The organism is Paraburkholderia sp. D1E (genome assembly GCF_052682275.1).
On the sequence record NZ_JBQYMB010000001.1, the window covers coordinates 4,512,884 to 4,532,414 of the forward strand.

The 19,531-nt window shown below is 62.7% G+C and carries 18 protein-coding genes; 4 read left to right on the top strand and 14 right to left on the bottom strand.

From position 1 onward, the window contains the following. Positions 1-2: 2 nt before the first annotated feature. The 11 genes from ACUN0E_RS20215 to ACUN0E_RS20265 all read right to left on the bottom strand — a co-directional run bounded on the left by ACUN0E_RS20215 (position 3) and on the right by ACUN0E_RS20265 (position 10,942). Complete coding sequence (locus tag ACUN0E_RS20215) at positions 3-878, bottom strand: intradiol ring-cleavage dioxygenase (RefSeq protein WP_445567762.1); 876 nt, start codon at positions 876-878, stop codon at positions 3-5. Beyond that, on the bottom strand, positions 875-1,969 hold the full coding sequence (locus ACUN0E_RS20220; protein ID WP_445567763.1) for a branched-chain amino acid ABC transporter permease: 1,095 nt from the start codon (positions 1,967-1,969) through the stop codon (positions 875-877). The genes ACUN0E_RS20215 and ACUN0E_RS20220 overlap by 4 nt, the downstream gene beginning before the upstream one ends. Before the next feature lie 21 nt (positions 1,970-1,990). Next, entirely contained in the window at positions 1,991-2,857 is an 867-nt protein-coding gene (locus tag ACUN0E_RS20225) for a branched-chain amino acid ABC transporter permease (RefSeq protein ID WP_445567764.1), read from the bottom strand. After that, a complete protein-coding gene (locus ACUN0E_RS20230) occupies positions 2,854-3,564 on the bottom strand; it encodes an ABC transporter ATP-binding protein (RefSeq protein WP_445567765.1) in 711 nt (236 codons plus the stop codon). The genes ACUN0E_RS20225 and ACUN0E_RS20230 overlap by 4 nt, the downstream gene beginning before the upstream one ends. Before the next feature lie 2 nt (positions 3,565-3,566). Further along, complete coding sequence (locus tag ACUN0E_RS20235) at positions 3,567-4,289, bottom strand: ABC transporter ATP-binding protein (RefSeq protein ID WP_445567766.1); 723 nt, start codon at positions 4,287-4,289, stop codon at positions 3,567-3,569. 20 nt (positions 4,290-4,309) lie between these two features. Beyond that, positions 4,310-5,611 (bottom strand): ABC transporter substrate-binding protein, encoded by a 1,302-nt coding sequence (locus tag ACUN0E_RS20240; RefSeq protein WP_445567767.1) that lies wholly within the window; start codon positions 5,609-5,611, stop codon positions 4,310-4,312. A 43-nt stretch (positions 5,612-5,654) separates the two neighbouring features. Continuing rightward, positions 5,655-6,713 carry a maleylacetate reductase gene (locus tag ACUN0E_RS20245; RefSeq protein WP_445567768.1) on the bottom strand — a complete coding sequence of 353 codons (1,059 nt, stop codon included), beginning with the start codon at positions 6,711-6,713 and terminating at the stop codon, positions 5,655-5,657. A 6-nt stretch (positions 6,714-6,719) separates the two neighbouring features. Then, positions 6,720-8,183, bottom strand: coding sequence for an aldehyde dehydrogenase family protein (locus ACUN0E_RS20250; RefSeq protein WP_445567769.1), 1,464 nt, complete (start codon positions 8,181-8,183; stop codon positions 6,720-6,722). Positions 8,184-8,279: 96 nt separating this feature from the next. Continuing rightward, a complete protein-coding gene (locus tag ACUN0E_RS20255) occupies positions 8,280-9,275 on the bottom strand; it encodes a hydroxyquinol 1,2-dioxygenase (RefSeq protein WP_445567770.1) in 996 nt (331 codons plus the stop codon). A gap of 37 nt (positions 9,276-9,312) precedes the next feature. Then, positions 9,313-9,804 carry a hydroxyquinol 1,2-dioxygenase gene (locus ACUN0E_RS20260; RefSeq protein WP_445567771.1) on the bottom strand — a complete coding sequence of 164 codons (492 nt, stop codon included), beginning with the start codon at positions 9,802-9,804 and terminating at the stop codon, positions 9,313-9,315. Between the two features lie 172 nt (positions 9,805-9,976). Continuing rightward, positions 9,977-10,942: a LysR family transcriptional regulator gene (locus ACUN0E_RS20265; RefSeq protein WP_445567772.1), complete on the bottom strand. Its 966-nt coding sequence runs from the start codon at positions 10,940-10,942 to the stop codon at positions 9,977-9,979. 249 nt (positions 10,943-11,191) lie between these two features. Between ACUN0E_RS20265 and ACUN0E_RS20270 the strand changes: the two genes are divergently transcribed. After that, complete coding sequence (locus ACUN0E_RS20270) at positions 11,192-12,106, top strand: LysR family transcriptional regulator (protein WP_445567773.1); 915 nt, start codon at positions 11,192-11,194, stop codon at positions 12,104-12,106. A gap of 16 nt (positions 12,107-12,122) precedes the next feature. Here the strand turns inward: ACUN0E_RS20270 and ACUN0E_RS20275 are convergent, their stop codons facing one another. The 3 genes from ACUN0E_RS20275 to ACUN0E_RS20285 form a co-directional block, all read right to left on the bottom strand. Continuing rightward, positions 12,123-15,026, bottom strand: coding sequence for an ATP-binding protein (locus ACUN0E_RS20275; RefSeq protein WP_445567774.1), 2,904 nt, complete (start codon positions 15,024-15,026; stop codon positions 12,123-12,125). A 367-nt stretch (positions 15,027-15,393) separates the two neighbouring features. Next, the gene (locus ACUN0E_RS20280; protein WP_445567775.1) at positions 15,394-16,056 is read right to left on the bottom strand and encodes a phosphohydrolase; all 663 of its coding nucleotides are present in this window, start codon (positions 16,054-16,056) and stop codon (positions 15,394-15,396) included. Between the two features lie 44 nt (positions 16,057-16,100). Further along, entirely contained in the window at positions 16,101-16,550 is a 450-nt protein-coding gene (locus tag ACUN0E_RS20285) for a DoxX family protein (protein ID WP_445567776.1), read from the bottom strand. A gap of 372 nt (positions 16,551-16,922) precedes the next feature. Between ACUN0E_RS20285 and ACUN0E_RS20290 the strand changes: the two genes are divergently transcribed. Genes ACUN0E_RS20290 through cydB form a run of 3 tightly spaced genes read left to right on the top strand, consistent with a single transcriptional unit; the run spans position 16,923 to position 19,513 of the window. Next, complete coding sequence (locus tag ACUN0E_RS20290; protein WP_445567777.1) at positions 16,923-17,105, top strand: hypothetical protein; 183 nt, start codon at positions 16,923-16,925, stop codon at positions 17,103-17,105. After that, complete coding sequence (locus ACUN0E_RS20295; RefSeq protein WP_445567778.1) at positions 17,102-18,514, top strand: cytochrome ubiquinol oxidase subunit I; 1,413 nt, start codon at positions 17,102-17,104, stop codon at positions 18,512-18,514. Before ACUN0E_RS20290 ends, ACUN0E_RS20295 begins: the two co-directional genes overlap by 4 nt. Positions 18,515-18,520: 6 nt before the next feature. Further along, positions 18,521-19,513, top strand: coding sequence for a cytochrome d ubiquinol oxidase subunit II (cydB, locus tag ACUN0E_RS20300; protein ID WP_445567779.1), 993 nt, complete (start codon positions 18,521-18,523; stop codon positions 19,511-19,513). The last annotated feature ends 18 nt before the right edge of the window (positions 19,514-19,531 follow it).

Here is a 19,531-nt window from a genome sequence, read left to right on the forward strand (position 1 = left end):
CCTCACGCGAGTCGTCGACTCATCACGAAGTCGCGCTGGACTTCGAAGAATGGGCTCGGCAAATCCCACTCCCTCGCGGCCGACGCGCTGTCGTTTGGCACGTAGTCGATTACGAGCGACGGCTTCGCGCCAAACACCGCGTCGGAGTCGACATACGGGTCACCGGCGGAATACAGCGCGGTGGTGAGCGTCTCGTAGCCGGGCGCCTCGATCAGGAAGTGGATATGCGCGGGCCGCATCGGATGACGTCCGGTCGCGAGCAGCATCTGGCCGACGGGACCATCGGTCGGAATCGGATAGCTGGTCGGTTTGATAGTTCTGAATGCGTATTCGCCGTTCGGTCCAGAACGGAATTTGCCGCGCAGATTGCTCTCCGGTTGATCGGGGTCCTGGCCTTCGTACATTCCGTTATTGGCCGTTTCCCATACCTCGATCAATGCGCCGGACACCGGTGCACCACGTTCGTCGACGAGACGGCCGTGGATGAGCGTCGGCTCGCCTTCGGTGCGCGCTATGTTGGCGCCGAAGGGCTCATCTCTCGCTCCCTCGCGGTAGAACGGGCCGAGGAGGCTGCTCTCGGTCGTGTCGCCGGCGCGTTCGTGATTGATCGCGTCGACCATGATCGACAGGCCGAGCGTGTCCGACAGCAGGATGAACTCCTGGCGAATGCCGCTGCACTTGTTGCCGGTCGCAGTCAGGAATTCAATGCCGCGACGCCACTCCTCGCCGGTCAGTTCAACCTCGCCGGCAAATGCATGCAGATGCTTGACCAGCGCGGTCATGATCTGCTTGAGGCGCGGATCGGTGCAATCGGCAAACGTCCTGAGCACGTTCTGCGTCAAGGGATGAATAGTTTCGTCGTTCATTGTCGACCTCATGCGCGATGGGGAGCCGACGGCGTTTCGACGGAATCGGTCGACGCATCGTGCGGCGAAGCTTGTTGTGAACCTTGCTGTGAAGCGCCGGCGTCGACGAATACAACGCGGCGTCCCACGGGGAACAATTGCAGTCCGTAGCGGCGCGATACGAAACCCCACAGCCCTTGCGGAAAGAACATCGTCACGACGATCGCCAGCGCGCCGAGCCCGATCAGATACCAGGTGCCGAAATCGGAGAGAAACTGGTTCAGCACGAAGAAAATCAGCGCGCCGACAATCGGGCCTTCGAGCGTGCCCAGGCCACCGATCATCACGATGAAAATGCCGAACGCCGTCCAGTTTACCGAGAACGCCGCATCCGGCGAGATACGCAGGTTGCCGACGAAATACAGGCCACCGGCCAACGCAGTACCGCACGCGGATACCAGATAGACGAGCAACCGTGCACGTTTCACGTCGACACCCTGACTGCTGGCCGCCACCGCGTTGTCGCGCATCGCGGTCAATGCGAGACCGGCTTTGGAACGCAGAAACAGATACAGCAGACCGATCGCCGCCGCGACAATGGCCAAAGCAAGCCATAACGTCAGCGATTCACGCAGCGCACGCGGCACGTCCTGCAGCGCGGTGAGACTGGTGCCCGAACCGCCGCCGAGCACCGACACGTTCGCCACCGTCAGCCGGAACACTTCGGCGATCACCCACGTGCCGATCGCGAAATAGCCGCCTTCCAGCCGGAACGCCACCATCGATACCGGAATCGCGATGACCGTTGCGATTGCCGCCGCGATCGGCACAGCGACGAACGGCGAGATCCCGCAGTAGTTGGCGAGAATCAGCATCCCATAGCCGCCGATGCCGAAGAACGCCTGCTGCCCGATCGACACCATCCCGCCATAGCCCGCCAGCAGATTCCACATCAACGCGAACACCAGATACGACGCGAGCTGCACGAAGTCGCGCATCGCATCGCGCCCGGCCCACCATGGCGCGCTCGCCACCGCCAGCGCGAGGATCAGCAGCACGATCACCGCCACGCGGCTCGCACGGGTCGCGCGCCGTACTTCGAAGCCCTCTGTGGGCCGGTTCATCTGCATCGTCATATCGAGCCTCTATGCGGTTTTGGGCAGCAAGCCCTGCGGCCGGGCCACCAGCACGCCAAGGAACACCACGTGGCCGAGCCAGATACCCCAGCCGGGATCGAGGTAAAAGCCCACCTGTTGCGCAATCCCGAGCGCCATGCCGCCGACGAAGGTCCCCCAGAACGAACCCATCCCGCCGATGATGACGGCTTCGAATGCGTACAGCAGCAATGCCGGGCCGTCGGTCGGCGAAACCGCGGTGCGCATCGAATACAGCGCGGCGGCGACCGCGATCAGCACGAACGCGATGCCCATCGCGAGCGCATAGGTACGCCGATAAGAGACGCCCATCAGTTGCACGATCTCGCGATCATCGGAGGTGGCGCGAAACGCGCGGCCAAGCGGTGTGCGGCCGAACAGCCACTGCATGGCGAAGGCGAGCGCAACCGTCGCCGCCAGGGTGACGAGCGGCAAATAGCCCAGCGTAACGCCACCCGCGAGCGTGAGGCTCTGCGACTCGAAGCTGCCCGTCGCAACCGAACGCGGATCGGCGGAGAACACCTGTTGCAGCACGTTCTGGATCACGATCGACAAGCCGAACGTGACGATCAGCGACGGCAAGGGATCGCGGCTGCTAACCCGGTTGAGGATCGCGTACTGCACCGCATAACCCGCGCCGAATGCGATCACGAGCAACAGCACCAGCGATACGGCGAGCGGCAGATGCGCGTAGTTCGTCAGGGCGAACAGCACGAACACCAGCAGCACGATGAAGTCGCCGTGCGCGGTGTTGGTGAGCCGCATCACGCCGAACACCAGCGACTGGCCCATCGCGAAGAGCCCATACAGCGCGCCGAGCAGCACGCCCTGCACAACGATATTGATGAACGTGTTCATGCGACTGCTCCAAAATACGCTTGCGTGATCGCTTCGTCCGACACGTCGGCCGAGACACCCGCCAGCGACACGCGCCCTTCCTGGAAGCAATAGAAACGCGACGACACGCGGCGCGCCAATTGCACGTCCTGCTCGACGACGATCGCGCTCATGCCGTCCGCAACAATCTCGGGCAATGCTGCATAGATTTCACGCACGATGACCGGCGCAAGACCGAGCGAAAGTTCGTCGCACATCAACAGATCGGGGTTGCTCATCAGCGCGCGGCCAATCGCCACCATCTGCTGCTGCCCACCGGACAACGCAGTCGCCGCGTGATGACGCCGCTCCTGCAACGCCGGAAACAGCGCATAGACGCTTTGCAGATTCCAGCGCCCCGGCCGTTTGCAGAATGCGCCGAGTAGCAGGTTTTCTTCGACGCTCAAGCTCGCGAACAGACGCCGCCCTTCCGGCACCAGCGCAATGCCCTTGCCGACGATGCTCGCCGCCGCTGCGCCGCCGATCGGCTCGCCGCGATACAGGATCTGCCCGGCGGCACGCGGGCGCAGCAGGCCCGCCACCGATTTCAGGAAGGTCGACTTACCCGCGCCGTTCGAGCCGATCAGCGCGATCACCTCGCCGGGCGCGACCGTCACGTCGATGCCGAACAGCGCCTGGAAGTCGCCGTAAAACGCGCTGAGCGCGCGTGTCTCCAGTAATGCCGACATGGTCATGCCTCCAGTCCGAGGTACACGCGCCGCACTTCCGGGTCGTCCATCACGGCGACAGGCAGGCCCTCGGCGAGCCGTTTGCCGAAGTTGATGACGAGCAGCCGGTCGGCCACCGCGAGCAGCGCATGCACGACGTGTTCGATCCACACGATCGTCACACCCGCCTCCTTGACGCGGCGAATCTCGTCGACGAGCTCGTGCGTTTCGGGTTCGGTCAGGCCGCCTGCTATCTCGTCCAGCAGCAACAACTGCGGTTGCGTGGCCAATGCGCGAGCCAGTTCGAGGCGCTTGCGGTCCAACAGGCCCAGCGTGCCGGCCAATTGGTTGGCGCGCGCTTTGAGGCCCGTGCGTTCAAGCACATCCATGCAGACGTCGTAGGCCGCGTGCTCGGCCAGTTCGCCGCCGAAGGTCGCGCCGACCAGCAGGTTTTCGAATACCGTCATGCCACCGAACGGTCGCGGCACCTGATACGAGCGGCCGATCCCCGCCGCGCATCGGCGATGCGGCGGCAAGTGGTTCACGTCCGCGCCGTCGAATTCGACGCTGCCCTGATCGGGCCGCACGTCGCCGCTGACGAGGTTGAACAGCGTGGTCTTGCCGGCGCCGTTCGGACCGAGAATGCCGTACGTCTCACCGCGCTCGACCGCGAAGCTGATGTCATCGGTCACCTGCAGCGCGCCATAACGCTTCGACACGCCAGTTAATCTGAGAACTGGGTTCATCACCGCTCTCCGCAATGCATTCACGCGATCAGCTTGAGCGGGCCGGATAACGGCACGTTCGGCGCGAGCTGGTTGTTGACGATCGCGAGATCGAAGCGATGCTTCTGCCCCGATCCTTGTGCACTGCGCCATTGCCCGCCGACCAACGGCGTCTTCGCGACATTCTTCACCGGCCCGCTGCCCCACGCGACATGACCGACCAGCGTATCGAGCTTCGTCGCCGCCACTGCGTCGCGGATCGCTTCATTCGAGTCGACATCTTTCGCGCGCTTTAACGAGTCAACGGCAATTTCGAACAGTGCATGCGCGAAGCCGATCGGCTGCGTCCATTGCTTCGACGTGATGCGCTCGTAGTCGTCCGCGACTTGCCGCGCGCTTTGTCCCGTCAACGACGACTTGAACGGATGCGAGGGCGACCACCACACCTCGGTGGAGAGTCCATCGCCGAGATCGCCGAGCGCTTCAATCGAAGTGGGAAACAGCAATGCCTTGCCGATCGAGATCACTTTGGGCTTCAGGCCTTGCTGACGTGCCTGAACGAGGAAGTTCTTCGCGTCGGGCGGAATCACGACACCGGTGACGATCTGTGCGTTCGCCTGCTTGAACGACGAAATCTGCGCGGAGAAGTCCTGCGTCATGCTCTGGAAACGCCCCGGGTCCTTCAGCGTGAAGCCCTTTTGCGCGAGCACGGGCGGAAAGCCGAGTTTTGCGTCACCCCAGGCGTTGCCGTCGCCATCGTTCGGGAACAGTCCGCCAACACTGTGATTGGTCTGCACCGATTGCCACATGCCGGTGTAGACGGCGATCACGTCCTCCAGTCCCCAGAAGAAGTGATAGGTGAAGCGGAAGCCTTTCTTCGGATCGCCCTTTCTGCCGAAGAACCACGGCTGCCATGGCACCACCGTCGAGACGCAAGGCATCTCGTTCAACTCGCACGCATCGCTGACCGGATTCGCCGTCTCGGGTGTGCCGGAAACGAGCATGATGTCGACCTTGTCCTTCAGGATCAGATCGTTGGCGACTTCGCCGGCGCGATTCGGGTTCGACTGGCTATCCTTGACGACAATCGACACCGGGTACGTTTTGCCGCCGATCACGATGCCGTTCTTTAGTGCCGTCTGCATCTGCTGGATCGTGAAGCGGTCGGCTTCGCCGAACGGCGCGAGCGGGCCGGTTTGCGGCGATACGTAGCCGATTTTCAGCGTGCGCGGGCCGGAGGCGAAGACTAAAAGCGAGAATGCCGAAGTTGATGCGGCGAGCGCGCCGCCTGCGGCGAGTGTGACGAAGCGGCGACGCTTCGCATCGAAGGAATGAGTGTCCATGCTTGTCTCCTGAATTTTCTTGTATGAGTGGGGGGCGTTCGTGCTAATCCGGCCGTCTGCCTTCAAAAGCAGCTTCCAGCAGCGCGCGTAGAGGCGTCCGTTCGACCGGCCGCGGATTCCAGTACGGGTTCTTCAACGCGAGATCGAGCGCGACGTCGAGATCGCCGGCAGTCACACCGATCTCTTTCAGCGCCGTGGGTGCGCCGTGATCGCGCGCCAGGTCGAAAACACCCTGTGCGGCATCGTCGGTGTGCAATGCGCGAGCGATGCGCTTCATCGCATCGGGCGCGGCTTCGCGGTTATAGGCGAGCACATGCGGCAGCACGATCGTGTGTGTCTCCGCGTGCGGCAGGTTGAACGTGCCGCCGAGCGTGTGACACAGCTTGTGATGCAACGACATGCCGACGCTGCCGAGTACCGCACCACAGAGCCAGGCGCCGTAGAGGCAGTCGCCACGAGCAGCGAGATCGCCGGGCTGTTTCATGACGCGAGGCAGACCCTGCCCGAGTGCGCGGATGCCCTCTTCCGCCATTAGCGCGATGATCGGATTCGTGTCTTGCGCATAGAGCCCTTCGGCCGCATGCGCGATCGCATTGATGCCGCTCGTGAGCGACAACGCGGATGGCAGCGACGTGGTCAACGAGGGGTCGTAAATCACCGTCTTCGGCAGCACGCGCAGATCGCGACCGGTCTTCTTCACGCCGCCCTCCGTGAGGCCGTAAATCGGCGTCATTTCGGAGCCCGCATAGGTGGTCGGAATCGCGATTATCGGCAGCGAGGTTTCGAGCGCGATCGCCTTACCGAGACCCGTCGTCGAACCGCCGCCTATCGCAATCGCGCAATCGGCGCCGACACTCGCAGCAAAGTCGCGGGCCGCGCGAGCGGTTTCGACCGGCACGTGCATCACCGCTTCGGCGTAGACGCCCGCCGCCCGCGCGCCGAGGCTTGCGGCCAACGCTTCGGCCTGCGCACGCTGTTGCGACGTGGACAGCACGATCGCCCGGGTGGCGCCGAGCAAACCGATCTCACGATCGAGCTGGTCGAGACTGCCCGCGCCGAAAATCACACGCGACGGCAGGCCGTTATAGATGAACGGTTCCATGGCAGTTCAGCGCAGGTAGTAAGGGGGAATCTGCGCATCCACGTTGACCCAGACCGACTTGGGCTGCGTGTATTCGCGCATCGCTTCGAAACCCATCTCGCGGCCATAGCCGCTCGCGCCGACACCGCCGAACGGTGACGCGGGACTCACCCGCTTGTAGCAGTTGATCCACACCATGCCGGCGCGAATCTCGCGCGCCACGAGATGCGCGCGCTGCAAGTCGCGTGTCCAGAGACCCGCGCCGAGGCCGTACTCGGTGCCGTTCGCAATCGCGAGCGCTTCTTCGTCGGTGCGGAAGGTCGTGACCGTCATGAACGGCCCGAACACCTCTTCCTGCGATACCCGATGCTCCGGCTTCGCTTCAACAATGGTCGGCTCGACGTAGCAGCCCTTCGCCAGCGCGGCATCGTCCGGCGCCTTGCCGCCTGCCAGCACACGCCCGCCCTGTTCACGCGCAACGTCGACAAACGAGAGCACGCGGTCGCGGTGCTGACGCGAGGTGAGCGGCCCCATTTCGGTCGACGGATCGAGCGGATCGCCGATCTTGATCGTGCGGCTGAGCGCGACGAACTTTTCGAGCACTTCATCGGCGATCGATTCATGCACGATCATCCGCGAGCCGGCGATGCACGCCTGCCCCTGGTTGTGGAAAATCGCGAACGCCGAGCCTTGCACAACCGCGTCGATATTCGCATCACCGAACACGATGTTCGCGCCCTTGCCGCCGAGTTCGAGCTGCACCTTCTTCAGATTGCCGCTCGATGCCTGCACGATCTTGCGGCCCACTGCCGTCGAACCCGTGAAGGCGACCTTGCTGATCTCCGGATGCTCGGCAATGTACTGACCCGCCACATGACCCAGGCCCGGCAGAATATTGACGACCCCGTCCGGGAAACCCACTTCGGCCATCAGTTCTGCAATGGCGAGACTCGACAGCGGCGTGAGTTCGGCGGGCTTCATGATCACGCAGTTGCCTGCGGCAAGTGCAGGCGCCATCTTCCAGCTCGTGAACATCAGCGGAAAATTCCACGGCACCACCTGCCCGACGATGCCGACCGGCTCACGTGTCATGTAGTTCAGAAACCCTTGCTCGACCGGAATCACCGAGCCTTCGAACTTGTCGGCCATGCCGCCGAAATAGCGAAACGTGGCCGCGGTACGCGGCACATCGAGATTGCGCGTGTCGCGAATCGGATGGCCGGTGTCGAGCGATTCGAGGCGAGCAAGCGCATCGGCGTTCGCTTCGATCGCATCGGCGAGTTTGAGCAGCAAGCGCCCCCGCTCCATCGCGGCGAGATTGCTCCATTTCGGAAACGCCGCTTTCGCCGCCGCCACGGCGCGGTCGACATCGGCGGGTCCGGCCATCGCCACCTCGGCAATCACCGAGTTGTCGTGCGGATTGAGGGAGGCGAGCGTTTCGCCGTTTGCAGCCGGCACGAAGCGGCCGCCGATGAAGAGTTGCGTTTGCATGACAGTCCTATGCAAGTAAAACTTTGGACGTGACATTCCCCGCAGCGCCAGCGGTCTGGCGCCGTTCGATCGACGATCGGAGGGAATGTCTGGGCGTTAGATCTGGATCGGATACGGCGGCAGTTCACCGCTTTCGTAGCGCTGCGGCAGATCGGGCGTTGCGTTCTCCCACACCAGCAGCATTGAACGTTTCTGCGAGTAGCCCTTGTGACGGATATCGGCCGGCATCGCGGCGATATCGCCCGCGTTCATCGTGATGCGTGCGCGCGGCTCGCCGCTGTCCTTGTCGCCGACATCCCAGATGATCTGGTCGGACAGTTGCAGGAACCACTCGACGCGGTCATTGCCATGGAACACCGGTAGCACGAACTCTTCGGTGGTCGGACAGAACAGACTTTGCTGGCACACGGAAGTGACCGACGGATTCCACGTCACGTCCGAGCGCGACAGGTACTTGAAGAGGCTGAACGCATGCAACGTGTTCTCGAAGCCCGGCTCTGCGTGAATCTCCGGTTCGTCCTGGTCGACGTCGGCGAACTGGCGGTTGACCGGCAGATCATCGCGCAACGGCGAATCGCCTTCGAGGCCCGGCATGCGTTTGGTGGCAATCCGCGTGCGCTCGATGGCCGCGATGTTGTCGCCGTGTTTCGTGCCGAACGCGGAGCCGGTTTCTTCGGGCGCGGCGAACGGATCGAAGCCTTCGTTGACCCAATCCCTCAGGATCGCCTTGAAGGTCGCCATGATCAGCGGCGTATCGAACTGCTGCATGTGATCGATGCCCGCTTCCTTGAAGCTCGCGTTGTACGCACCGGCGTACATGTCAACCTTGCCGTAGTGATTGCGCGTGCCGATCACTTCATCGAAATTGACCCAGCCGTAGAAGAAGCCCCACGCAACATCTCGCATCATGGCGCGCAGGAAGTCGTCGGCGTGCATCTGGTGTGAGCGGGTCTGGCCTTTGGCGGGCCATCTGACGGTGGCGAAATAGGCGTCGCGGCTGAATTCGAAATCGCCGAGGCGAAACACGCGATAGCCGGTGACCGTATCGGCCTCGCTCGCGGTAACGCTTTGCAGTGTGCTGGTTTTGTCCATGATGGGCTCCAGGAAAGGATCGATCGCGTAGAAGGAATCAGTGGATGCAGATGTCGGCCCACTTCTCGACCGAATAGCGTCCGAGGATCGTCTGCACGAGCACCACGCCCTTTGTCACCGCTTCGAAGCGGTAGGCGGCACCTGCAGGCAGCAACGCCTGATGGCCGCGGCGCAGCCGCACATAACCCATCGACCGGCCCGTCGGTTGGCTTTCGAGCCGCACGCTGCCTTCGGTCTGCGCGTCGACCAGTGGCCCGTCCGACGGTTTGATGAAATAGACGTCGATCTCGCCGTCGAGCACGACCGCGAATTCATCGTGCGACGCGGCAAACCACGGCGACGAACCTTCTGCGCGCAGTGTCTCGATCACGTACTTGAGATTCTTGCCGACGACGATTTTCTCGTAAGGCGCGGCGCGGCTCGCGACGTCGAACACGTTCGACATCGCGTAATGCTCCGGTTTGCCCTTGATGATTTCGATGGAGCCTTTCCGAAAGTTGTCCAGGCTGCCGAACCAGGTCTGTTGCATGTCTGCCTCCAGTTGATCTATGAATCCACGAATGCGTTGCATGGATCGAAGATTAAGTGGCGGCAGACGCAACAGCAATGCTCTGAGGGTCGGGAAACACGAACCATGGGTGCATCAAAATCCCGCCAGGGAAACTACCTGGTGGAGAACCCCGACGGGCGTGCGGCTGAACTCAGTCTTCGGCCAGTTCCTCGCCGACGCTTTTGGTCTCGTCGTCCGGCGGCGTAATGCCGAGCGCCCTGTCCCACTGCGGTTCGCGCAGATAGCGGGCGCGCAGAAAGTCGACGAAAGCCTTGACCTTGGTGGTCGAGCGGTGCGAAGCGGGATAGACCGCCGATAGCCACAGCGGCGGCGCCGCGTACTCCGGCAAGACCCGTTCGAGGCGATGCTCCAGCAGATCGGCGGCGGCGACCATGGTCGGCAGATAGACGACACCCGCACCCGCCCGCGCGAACTCGAGCAGCAGGTGCACGCTATTGGTTTTCAGCACCGGATTCAGGGCGATTTCGAAGCACTCGTTGCCGCGCATTAACGGCCACTTGTCACCCCATGGATAGTACGAATAGCGGGCGAAATCGTGCCGCAACAGGTCGAGCGGCGTGTCGATCAGCGGCTCTTCCTTCAGATAACCAGGCGCGGCGCACAAGACACCACGCACGGGAAACAGACGCCGCTCCACGAGCAGGTTCGACGCCGGCGGATAGATCTGCAACGCCAGATCGAAGCCTTCCTGGACCGGATCGATGACCCGGTCGTTGACGGTCACGACGAACTCGACGCGCGGGTAAGCGGCGCGGAATTCGATCAGCGTTTGCGAAAAATGGCCAAGCGCGAAGCCCGGCAGAACATGGATATTGAGCGTGCCGGCAAGCGCCTGTGGATCGCCGCGCGAGCGCCCGGACAGATCGTGGACCTTCTTGACTAGTTCAGCGCACTCGCGGTAATACGTCTCGCCGAGTTCGGACAGGCGCACCGCGCGCGTCGACCGATGAAACAGCGGCACGCCGAAATGGTCTTCGAGATGTTTGACGCGAGACGTCACCACCGATTTGGCAACGCCCAGCTGCCGCGCGGCGCCGGCAAAGCTCTGCGCTTCCGCAGCCCGCACGAACGCTTCCATCGACATGAACAAATCCATCCTGTCTCCTGTGGTCGCTTGATTCTCCGCCAGTCCTCCCGGATGAAAGTTTATTCCCTTTTGGGAACATTGCTGCTTGATGAGTTCGGGAAACTCTGGCGCGGGTAAATTCGCGCTATTTTTTGCTGAAGACTTCTGAACGGCGCATGTGAACCGCCACCGCCGTCCCACTCAGTGCGACAATCGGGCCTATCAGACCATGCGCGGTCCACGACAGGCGCAATCAGGCAACTACCCCAGGAATCTTCGATGAAGCTGTCATTTGAGGTGTTGGAAGTACTCGATGCAATCGATCGCACCGGCACGTTCGCGGAGGCGGCCGAACTTCTGCATCGTGTACCGTCGTCGCTAAGCTATCTGGTGCAGAAGCTCGAAAACGATCTCGAAGTCACCCTGTTCGACCGGAGCGGCCGGCGGGCGAAATTCACGCACGCCGGACGCGTAGTGGTCGAGGAAGGCCGGCGTCTGCTGCAAGGCGCTGAGGAACTCGAGCTCAAGGCAAAACGCGTGCAACACGGCTGGGAAGCAGATCTGCGCATCTGCATCGACGAGATCCTGCCTTTCGACGCAATCTGGCCGCACGTCCATGCGTTTTACGACATGAACATGGAGACTCGCCTGCGCCTGTCCCGGGAAGTGTTGGGCGGCACGTGGGATGCATTGATCACACGGCGTGCCGACCTCGTGGTCGGCGCCGCGGGCGATCCACCCAACCTGCCCAATCTCGTCACTCGCCCGATCGGTTCGATGCGCCATGTTTTCGTGGTAGCGCCCACGCATCCGCTCGCGGAGCTTCCCGAACCGCTGAGCATGGAAACAGTCGCACGCCATCGCGGCGCGGTCATCGGCGATACCTCGCGCGAATTGATGCCGCGCACCGTCGGCGCCGCCGCTACGCAGAACTGCCTGACGCTGCCCACGCTCGCCGGCAAACTCGCCGCGCAACTCGAAGGGCTCGCTGTCGGCACCATTCCCGAGTGCCTCGCGACAGCACCTATCGCCCGCGGCGATCTCGTCGCCAAACAGGTCTTCGGCATGCGGGAAGTGACCCACTTTTATATGGCTTGGCGCGAAGACGAAACCGGACAGGCGATGCGCTGGTGGATCGATCGTCTCGATGCACCCGATCTCGTGGAGCGATTCGTCAGCCATCAATACGCATGACGGCTGCCGGAATGGGTCAGGCGCCGATACAGAACGGCCGGCGGTCCTCGTCGTCCACTGCGGCGATCTTTGCCTCCAGCCCGGCCAGCAAGGCCCGCCCGTCGCGAACATCCGGATCGGCCGGGTACCTGCTCAAGCGAGCAAGTGCTCGCGACAGCAACCTGCTCGCCTCGCCCAGGCGGTCCCGCTCGATCCAGAGCCGCGCGAGACTACTCGCTGCACGCAACGCGAGAACCGCCGCGCCCTGCTGGCACGCCGACTCCAGCGCGGTCGTGAACCACGCTTCGGCATCCGCATCGCTCTGCAACATGCGCATCACGTCCCCCTTCGCACGGCACAGCTCGGCGTAGTACCATCGCTCCCCCGTCTCTTCGCAGTGCTGCAAGGCTTCGTCGATCGAGACCAGCGCTTCTGTGTACTGTTCCGCACGCATCAGCGCGCGTGCGAACTGGCATAGCAGCATCGTCAGCGGCCCCAGAAAGTCGATACCACGAAGTTCGTCCAGCGCGCTGCGAAATTGCGCCAGCCGGTGAGGGGGCTCGCCGGACAGCGACAGCAGATATTCGTCGTAGCAGGCACCGCAGATATGCCAGATCGACAGCGATACGCGCGACGAGATCCTTTTCAGTATCGCGAGCCCGCGTTCTGCTGCGGCGCGCTCGCCCGTGAGCAGCGCTAGTGGCACAAAAACGTCGCCGACCACGTAGCAGGTCACGAGTTCGAAGTCGTGCTGAAGGGCAGCCTCCAACGCCTCCCCTACAAGCCGCATCGCCCCTGCCGTGTCCCCCAGCGCCCACGTCACGCGCGCGAGCAGCGCCCGTGCGACGATGGCCTGGTCGAACCGGAAGCCGATCGTGTTCCACCGATGATCCGTGGATACCCAGGCGCTCAACATCTCTTCGATCTTCTGGCGAGCCATGCTCTGCTCACCGACGTAGTGCAGCGCGACGCCTTCCATGCGGCGGCCGATCAGCCTGTACGTTGCATCGGTGAACTGGCAGCCCAGCGCTTCGAAGCGCCGTGCCACGACCAGCGCCTGACGCGCTTCGCCGCCCGCCTGATACGAGTGCCGTAGTCCGCACAACGCACGCGATTCAAATCCGGCATGGCCCGCGGCAACAGCAAGCGTCAACACTTCGGACCAAGCTTCCAGCGTCTGCGTAGTCGGACCCTGCGTATAGACCAGCGCCGCTGCCCAACTCGTCGTCAGCCTCAAGCGCGCTTCGGCCGGAAAGTTTGAAGCGTCTGTGTCGCGCGCGGCATCGAGCGCGACGCGCGCGCGGCTACGGCATTCATCGACAAGTGAAAGATCGAACAGATACGGTACGACAATCGAGGCAAGCTCGACGCCGACCTCGGGATTGCCCGTGGCCGAAAAAGCCCAGTCGAGCGCGGCTCGCACATTGCCGATTTCACGCGTGAAGTCCGCCAGACCGTCTTGCAGCGACGTCACCGCCAGATCGTCGTGCGCGCGTTTGAAGCGTTCGCAGAACGACTTTGCATGGGCGAGCGCGGCGGCGCCACGCTCGCCGTTGTCGTCGAGTCGCTGCAGTGCATAGGCGCGGGTCGTTTCCAGCAGACGATACCTCGGCGAAGCGCTGCCGTCGGCGCGGATCACGAGCGACTTCGACACGAGGCCGCTCAGCGCATTCAGCACTTCCGTCTGTGTGAAGCCAAGTTGCGCGCCGACGTAGTTGGCCGAATCGAATGTGAACGCATCGACGAACATGCCGAGCCAGCGCAAGATGACACGTTCGGTGCTGTCGAGCAGACGGTAGCTCCAGTCGAGTGTCGCCTTCAACGTCTGATGCCGCGGTAACGCCGTCCTGTAACCTCCCGACAGTATCCGCAAGCGGTCGTCGAGCCGAGCCGCCAGCACTTCGATGCCGAGGACCGCGGCACGCGCCGCGGCCAGTTCGATGGCTAGCGGAATACCGTCCAGATGCCGGCAGACCTCGCCGATCAGAAAAATGCTGCGCTCGTCTGACGAAAATTGCGGATCGGCAGCGCGGGCGCGCGCGAGAAACAGTTGGACCGCACTCGTCTGCAACACGTAGTCGCTTGGGTTTTCAGGGCTGGGCACGTCGAGCGACAGAACCGGATAGACGACTTCGTCACGCGGGCGCAGCGCTTCGCGACTCGTCGCCAGCACCCGCATACCCTCGCCGGCTGCCGCCAGCGCCTCCGCCATCGTGGCAGCGGCTTCGATTACGTGCTCGCAATTGTCCAGCACGATCAACAGCCGCTTGCCTCTCATCTCATGCGCGATCTGCGCAAGCGAAAGGCCGGACGAAGAAATCTTCATGCCGAGCGCCATCGCAAGCGCGTCCAGCGCAAAGCGCGAGTCCGACACCGGTGCAAGCGACACGAACGCCACACCGTCGGGAAAGCGCGGCAGCATCTGTCTCGCCGCTTCGATAGCGAGGCGCGTCTTGCCGATGCCGCCCGAACCGACGAGCGTCACGATCTGCGCGGGTTCGATGGCGGCCAGCACCTCCGCGACGGCGCATTGCCGCCCCACCAGCGCCGACACATGGAGAGGAAGCGTGTGCGTGTTGAACCGGTGCGCATCTGGCCGGTGTATCGCGAGGGCGTCCGCGCTCACCTCCGCAATCTCAGCGCCCTCCGCCAGCTTCACGCCGGTCATACGGTAACCGCGGCCCGGCACCGTCACGATACGGTCGCGATCCGCGCCCAGCGCCTTGCGTATCGCCGCAATGTGCACCTGGAGGTTGTTTTCCTCTACGATCGTGTCGGGCCAGACGTGCCGCATGATCTCATCCTTGGAGACCAGCGCCCCTTTTGCGGCAATCAACAATTCAAGGACCTCGAAGGCGCGGCTGCCGAGACGCACTGATTCGCCATGCGAGCGTATTTCCCGATGCTCGAGCGAAATGTGAAGTTGTCCAATTTGAATCATCGCAAGCTCGCGAATCCAGAAGAGTGAATCGATTGAGCGACAGCTTTGCGTATGTCACGTTCGTCTGTTCCATGGGTTGTCAGGCCAGAACAGACGCGTGGGCAACCGGACCCTGAAAAGTTCCGCGAGGATGATCTTATCTGGATCGTCAGATTCGGGAAATACTACGGCAGTTCGAGCCCGCAAATAGCACAAATTTTTGATTGATCTGATCAATTTTTTTGAACCTTCGGTCATACAGGACGATGCACTGCGTGTTTCACCAACCGAACCCCGGCTTGCACGCTGGCGTGCGGTGGGGGTCCCAGCGGCCTAATGCGCCTTGTTCAATACCGCCCCCTGCTTGCTGCAAGCCGCGGATCGCCTGCTAGTCTTTCCATTGCGCGCCCAGAATCAGCCCGCAAAAATTCACACGGCAATATTCAGGATCGATCCGCTCGAGCACGTCAGCGCTTACTGTCCCGAACGTCGATACCGGCCGATGCACGACGCCGCGCCCGATTGCGTCGATGATCCGTTCCTTGAACCCGCTGCCCCGCGGATACGCGAGCAGTATTTCGTCACGCTGTGTTCGCGTGCAGGCATTCAGGTTCTCCGCGAGCAGGTCCGTACGCACCGCCTCGGAAAGCCCCCGTGCGAGCGGCGACATATGTGCCGGAATACCGGGCGTCATGTGCAGCGCGACCGCATGCCAGACATCGTTCATCTCAGCAGCCGAAGCGCCGTAACGCCGCAGAAACTCCCGCGCTGCATTGGCGCTATCCACTTCATAGCGCAGTTGCGAATGACCATATGCCGAACTCAGACCGACGCCGGCGAACATCGCGGCGACGTATAACGCATCCGGATCGCACACGAACCGCTCGCGTTCGAGCGTCAGCGACGCAAATACGAACACGCGCGCCGCATGCCCGACCAGCACGTCCGGCATGCACGTCTGCACAGCGTCCGCAGCCGCCAGGGCCATTGGACTTCGCGGGATCGGAACGCCGGCGACGACGTCAGGCGAGGTTGCACGACTAGGCTTCATGGCGCGGGCTCAGCGGAGTAGACCGGAATTGTTATTGGAGCGGCTTATGCACGCGGGGCACGACGGCTCGCCGGCGTTCGCGTAAACCATGAAACACGGTAGCGTCCCGCACCGCCGATCACAATCGTGCCGAACAGGATCAACAGCATCCATGCGAACTGCGGCTGATCGAGCGTCCACTCAGGATGCACGAGCGTCAGCGCCATCAGCGTGATTACCATCATCGGCAACGCGGCGAGCCGCGTCGCGATGCCCGCGATCATCAGCACTGGACACAGCACCTCCGCGAAGATCGCAATGCCCAGCGTCAGCGTCTTGCCGAGGTGTAGCGGGTCTTCTATCACCGCCAGTTGACTCGAGTAATGCGTGGCCTTCGGCAAGCCGTGCACGACCAGCAACAGCACGCTGGCAGCGACGCGCAGGAACAGCAGCGCGGCGCTGGCCGTGAATGACGGTACCGATGTGGGTGCCAGTTTGGAATCGAGAAGGTTCATCAACGTTGCCCTGCCACTCAGAACACTCCACGATGCGATGCGCCGGCTTGGGACCGATGCGGTATCACGACCTGGGAAGCAGATTAGAGTGAGTGCGCACTAAAAGTCCTGACGACCACCTTAAATATTCTTAAACGTAGCCGCGGAGGCTGCGTGAGAGAGCGCAAGACTGAGGCGCTGCTTGTCAATGCTTGAGGGAACAGCGCTTTTAGCAGAATTTATGACGCGCTCAGGACTTTTAAGGTATCCATGCGCCATCATCGCCTCACTGATGTCCGCAATCTTGAGGGAACCCGCTATGTCTGACGATCCGCTTTCGCCCAACACCTACGGGGTCGCGGCCGCAGGATCGAGAAGCCGAGGCACCCAGCCATGAAGACCACGTCCACGTGGCACCTGTTGGGGACGATCTGCGCAACCCTGCTTGGCGTGGCGTTCTTCTTCATCATCATCGGCGTCTTCGGCCTGTCCGCTTCGATCATCGCGCTAGCACTCTTCATCGCGCTAGCCGTGGCGATCTCCCGGCGCCCCCAAACCGAACGGAAACAACCGTGAACCTCGATCCCGCCATTCTCGCGCGCGTCCAGTTCGCGTTCACCGTCAGCTTTCACATCATCTTTCCGACGATTTCCATCGGACTCGCTGCGTTTCTGGCCATCATGGAAGGCCTGTGGCTGAAGACCAAAGACCCGCTCTATCTGCAGATCTATCGTTTCTGGCTTGGCATCTTCGCGATGGGCTTCGGGGTCGGCGTGGTCACCGGGATCGTCCTCTCGTTCGAATTCGGCCTCAGCTTCGCCAGATTCGGACAGATGGCGGGCCCAGCCATCGGCCCGATGATCGGGCTGGAAGTGCTGACCTCTTTTTTTCTGGAGGCCGGGTTCCTTGGCATCATGCTGTTCGGCTTCAACCGGGTCGGGCCGAAGCTTCACTTCCTCGCTACCTGCATGGTTGCGCTCGGCACGTTGCTGTCGGCATCGTGGATCCTCTCGGCCAACAGCTGGATGCAAACTCCCGACGGCGTGGTGGTCGAACACGGCCGGGTCGTGGTGACTGACTGGCTGAAGGTGATCATCAACCCCTCCTGGCCGTATCGCCTGCCGCACATGCTGGTAGCGGCCTACATCACGGGCTCGTTCCTCGTTACCGGCGTCGGCGCCTGGTATCTCCTGCGCGGCGAACATGAAGCGTTCGGACGCCGGACGGTCTCGATCGGCCTCACCTTCGCCACCATACTGATCGGCTGCCAGGTCTTCGTCGGCGACATGCTGTACGGGAAAATGCTCGAACATCAGCCTGCCAAGATGCAGGCTGCCGAAGGTTTCTGGGAAAAACAGTCGCAATCGCCCGCACCCTATTACTGGTTCATCGTCCCGGATCAGCAGAACCAGCGCAATCGTTTCGCGCTCGGCACCCCTTACCTCGGAAGCATCTGGCTCACCCATAGCCTGAACGGCCGGGTCGAAGGATTGAAGAATACGCCACGCGACCGCCAGCCGGTCATGGGTTGGGTCTTCTACGGCTTCCGCACGATGTACGGCCTTGCCATCATCATGTTCGGCGTATGTATTGCATCGCTGTGGCTGCGCTGGCAAGGCCGGCTCTTCACCACACGCTGGTTCCTGCGAACGCTCGTCGTGATGACGCCATCCGGCGTGATCGCGACGCTCGGCGGATGGTATCTCGCCGAGACGGGCCGCCAGCCCTGGGTGATCTACAACATCCTGCGCACGGCCGACGCCGTCTCGCCTGTCCCGCCAGGCGTACTGCTTTCGACGCTGATCGCGTTTGTCTGCATCTACGCGCTTTTCATGACAGCGTTCCTGATCTTCAGCTTGCGCATGATTCGGCGCGGTCCACAGGCGGCACAGTCCGAACCGGTGGCCACCGGCTCGCTTAAGCATGCGCTGAAGCCCGCGGTGATGAATGATCCTGCCGGCCACAACCCGGCTCCGGTGGAGTAGCCCGTCATGACTCTGCCGCTGCTCTCCGCGCTGTTCACCGCCTTCGCGTTGTCGCTTTACGTCCTGCTGGACGGTTTCGATCTGGGCGTGGGCGCCCTGCTGCTCCTGCAATCCGACGAACGGCTGCGCGACCGCATGGTCGATTCGATCATGCCCACCTGGGACGGCAACGAAACCTGGCTGATCATGGCCGGTGTCGCGCTGCTCGCCGCCTTCCCCATTGCCTACGGCGTGTTGCTTCCGGCGTTCTATATACCGCTGATCGTCATGTTGCTGGCGCTGGGACTGCGCGGCGTCTCGTTCGAGTTCCGCTACCAGATCGAGAAGGGGCGACGCTTCTGGGACGCGGCGTTCGGTGTCGGCTCGATCGTGGCAACGCTCATGCAGGGGCTGATCGTCGGTGGGCTCATCCAGGGGGTAAGCGTCGTTGGTGACAGCTTCGGTGGCAGCGTCTTCGATGTTTTCCGGCCGTTCCCCGCGCTGACCGCGATCGCCGTGCTCGCCGGCTATGTCGTCCTCGGCGCCGGCTGGCTCCATCTGAAAGCGACAGCGGCCCTACGTGAATTCGCGGAGCGCTGCCTGCGTCTGGCGGTGCCGGGCTTCGTCTGTCTCGCCGCGGCAGCCTGTGCCGCCGCGGCGTGGGTTCAACCTGGCATTCGCGCCGCATGGGCCGCGCATACGATCGCCCTCGTGCTGATCACGGTGCTGTTTCTCGGTGTGACCGCCGTCCTCCTGCGGGCGATCGGCGGCCGTGCTGACGGACATCCCTTCTTTCTGGCGCTGGCGCTGTTTGTACTGGGCGTGGCGGGCCTTGGTTTCGGCATTTTTCCGGACATCGTGCCCTTCCGCCTCACGCTCTGGGCCGCGGCATCGGCAACCCTCAGCCATGTCTTCCTCCTGATCGGCGCGGTGATTGTCACGCCGGTCGTACTCGCGTATTCTGCCTTCGCCTACCGCACGTTTCGCGGCAAGACGCCGGAGGCGGGATGGGAAGCATGAGCCCGCGCATCCGGCGTC

What these genes read in the sequence shown, in the direction of transcription:
- ACUN0E_RS20250 (WP_445567769.1), bottom strand. Translation starts at nt 8,183, where the DNA reads ATGCAAACGCAACTCTTCATCGGCGGCCGCTTCGTGCCGGCTGCAAAC.
- ACUN0E_RS20280 (WP_445567775.1), bottom strand. Translation starts at nt 16,056, where the DNA reads ATGAAGCCTAGTCGTGCAACCTCGCCTGACGTCGTCGCCGGCGTTCCG.
- ACUN0E_RS20240 (WP_445567767.1), bottom strand. Translation starts at nt 5,611, where the DNA reads ATGGACACTCATTCCTTCGATGCGAAGCGTCGCCGCTTCGTCACACTC.
- cydB (WP_445567779.1), top strand. Translation starts at nt 18,521, where the DNA reads ATGACTCTGCCGCTGCTCTCCGCGCTGTTCACCGCCTTCGCGTTGTCG.
- ACUN0E_RS20235 (WP_445567766.1), bottom strand. Translation starts at nt 4,289, where the DNA reads ATGAACCCAGTTCTCAGATTAACTGGCGTGTCGAAGCGTTATGGCGCG.
- ACUN0E_RS20230 (WP_445567765.1), bottom strand. Translation starts at nt 3,564, where the DNA reads ATGTCGGCATTACTGGAGACACGCGCGCTCAGCGCGTTTTACGGCGAC.
- ACUN0E_RS20245 (WP_445567768.1), bottom strand. Translation starts at nt 6,713, where the DNA reads ATGGAACCGTTCATCTATAACGGCCTGCCGTCGCGTGTGATTTTCGGC.
- ACUN0E_RS20275 (WP_445567774.1), bottom strand. Translation starts at nt 15,026, where the DNA reads ATGATTCAAATTGGACAACTTCACATTTCGCTCGAGCATCGGGAAATA.
- ACUN0E_RS20255 (WP_445567770.1), bottom strand. Translation starts at nt 9,275, where the DNA reads ATGGACAAAACCAGCACACTGCAAAGCGTTACCGCGAGCGAGGCCGAT.
- ACUN0E_RS20265 (WP_445567772.1), bottom strand. Translation starts at nt 10,942, where the DNA reads ATGGATTTGTTCATGTCGATGGAAGCGTTCGTGCGGGCTGCGGAAGCG.
- ACUN0E_RS20215 (WP_445567762.1), bottom strand. Translation starts at nt 878, where the DNA reads ATGAGGTCGACAATGAACGACGAAACTATTCATCCCTTGACGCAGAAC.
- ACUN0E_RS20285 (WP_445567776.1), bottom strand. Translation starts at nt 16,550, where the DNA reads ATGAACCTTCTCGATTCCAAACTGGCACCCACATCGGTACCGTCATTC.
- ACUN0E_RS20220 (WP_445567763.1), bottom strand. Translation starts at nt 1,969, where the DNA reads ATGAACCGGCCCACAGAGGGCTTCGAAGTACGGCGCGCGACCCGTGCG.
- ACUN0E_RS20260 (WP_445567771.1), bottom strand. Translation starts at nt 9,804, where the DNA reads ATGCAACAGACCTGGTTCGGCAGCCTGGACAACTTTCGGAAAGGCTCC.
- ACUN0E_RS20270 (WP_445567773.1), top strand. Translation starts at nt 11,192, where the DNA reads ATGAAGCTGTCATTTGAGGTGTTGGAAGTACTCGATGCAATCGATCGC.
- ACUN0E_RS20290 (WP_445567777.1), top strand. Translation starts at nt 16,923, where the DNA reads ATGAAGACCACGTCCACGTGGCACCTGTTGGGGACGATCTGCGCAACC.
- ACUN0E_RS20225 (WP_445567764.1), bottom strand. Translation starts at nt 2,857, where the DNA reads ATGAACACGTTCATCAATATCGTTGTGCAGGGCGTGCTGCTCGGCGCG.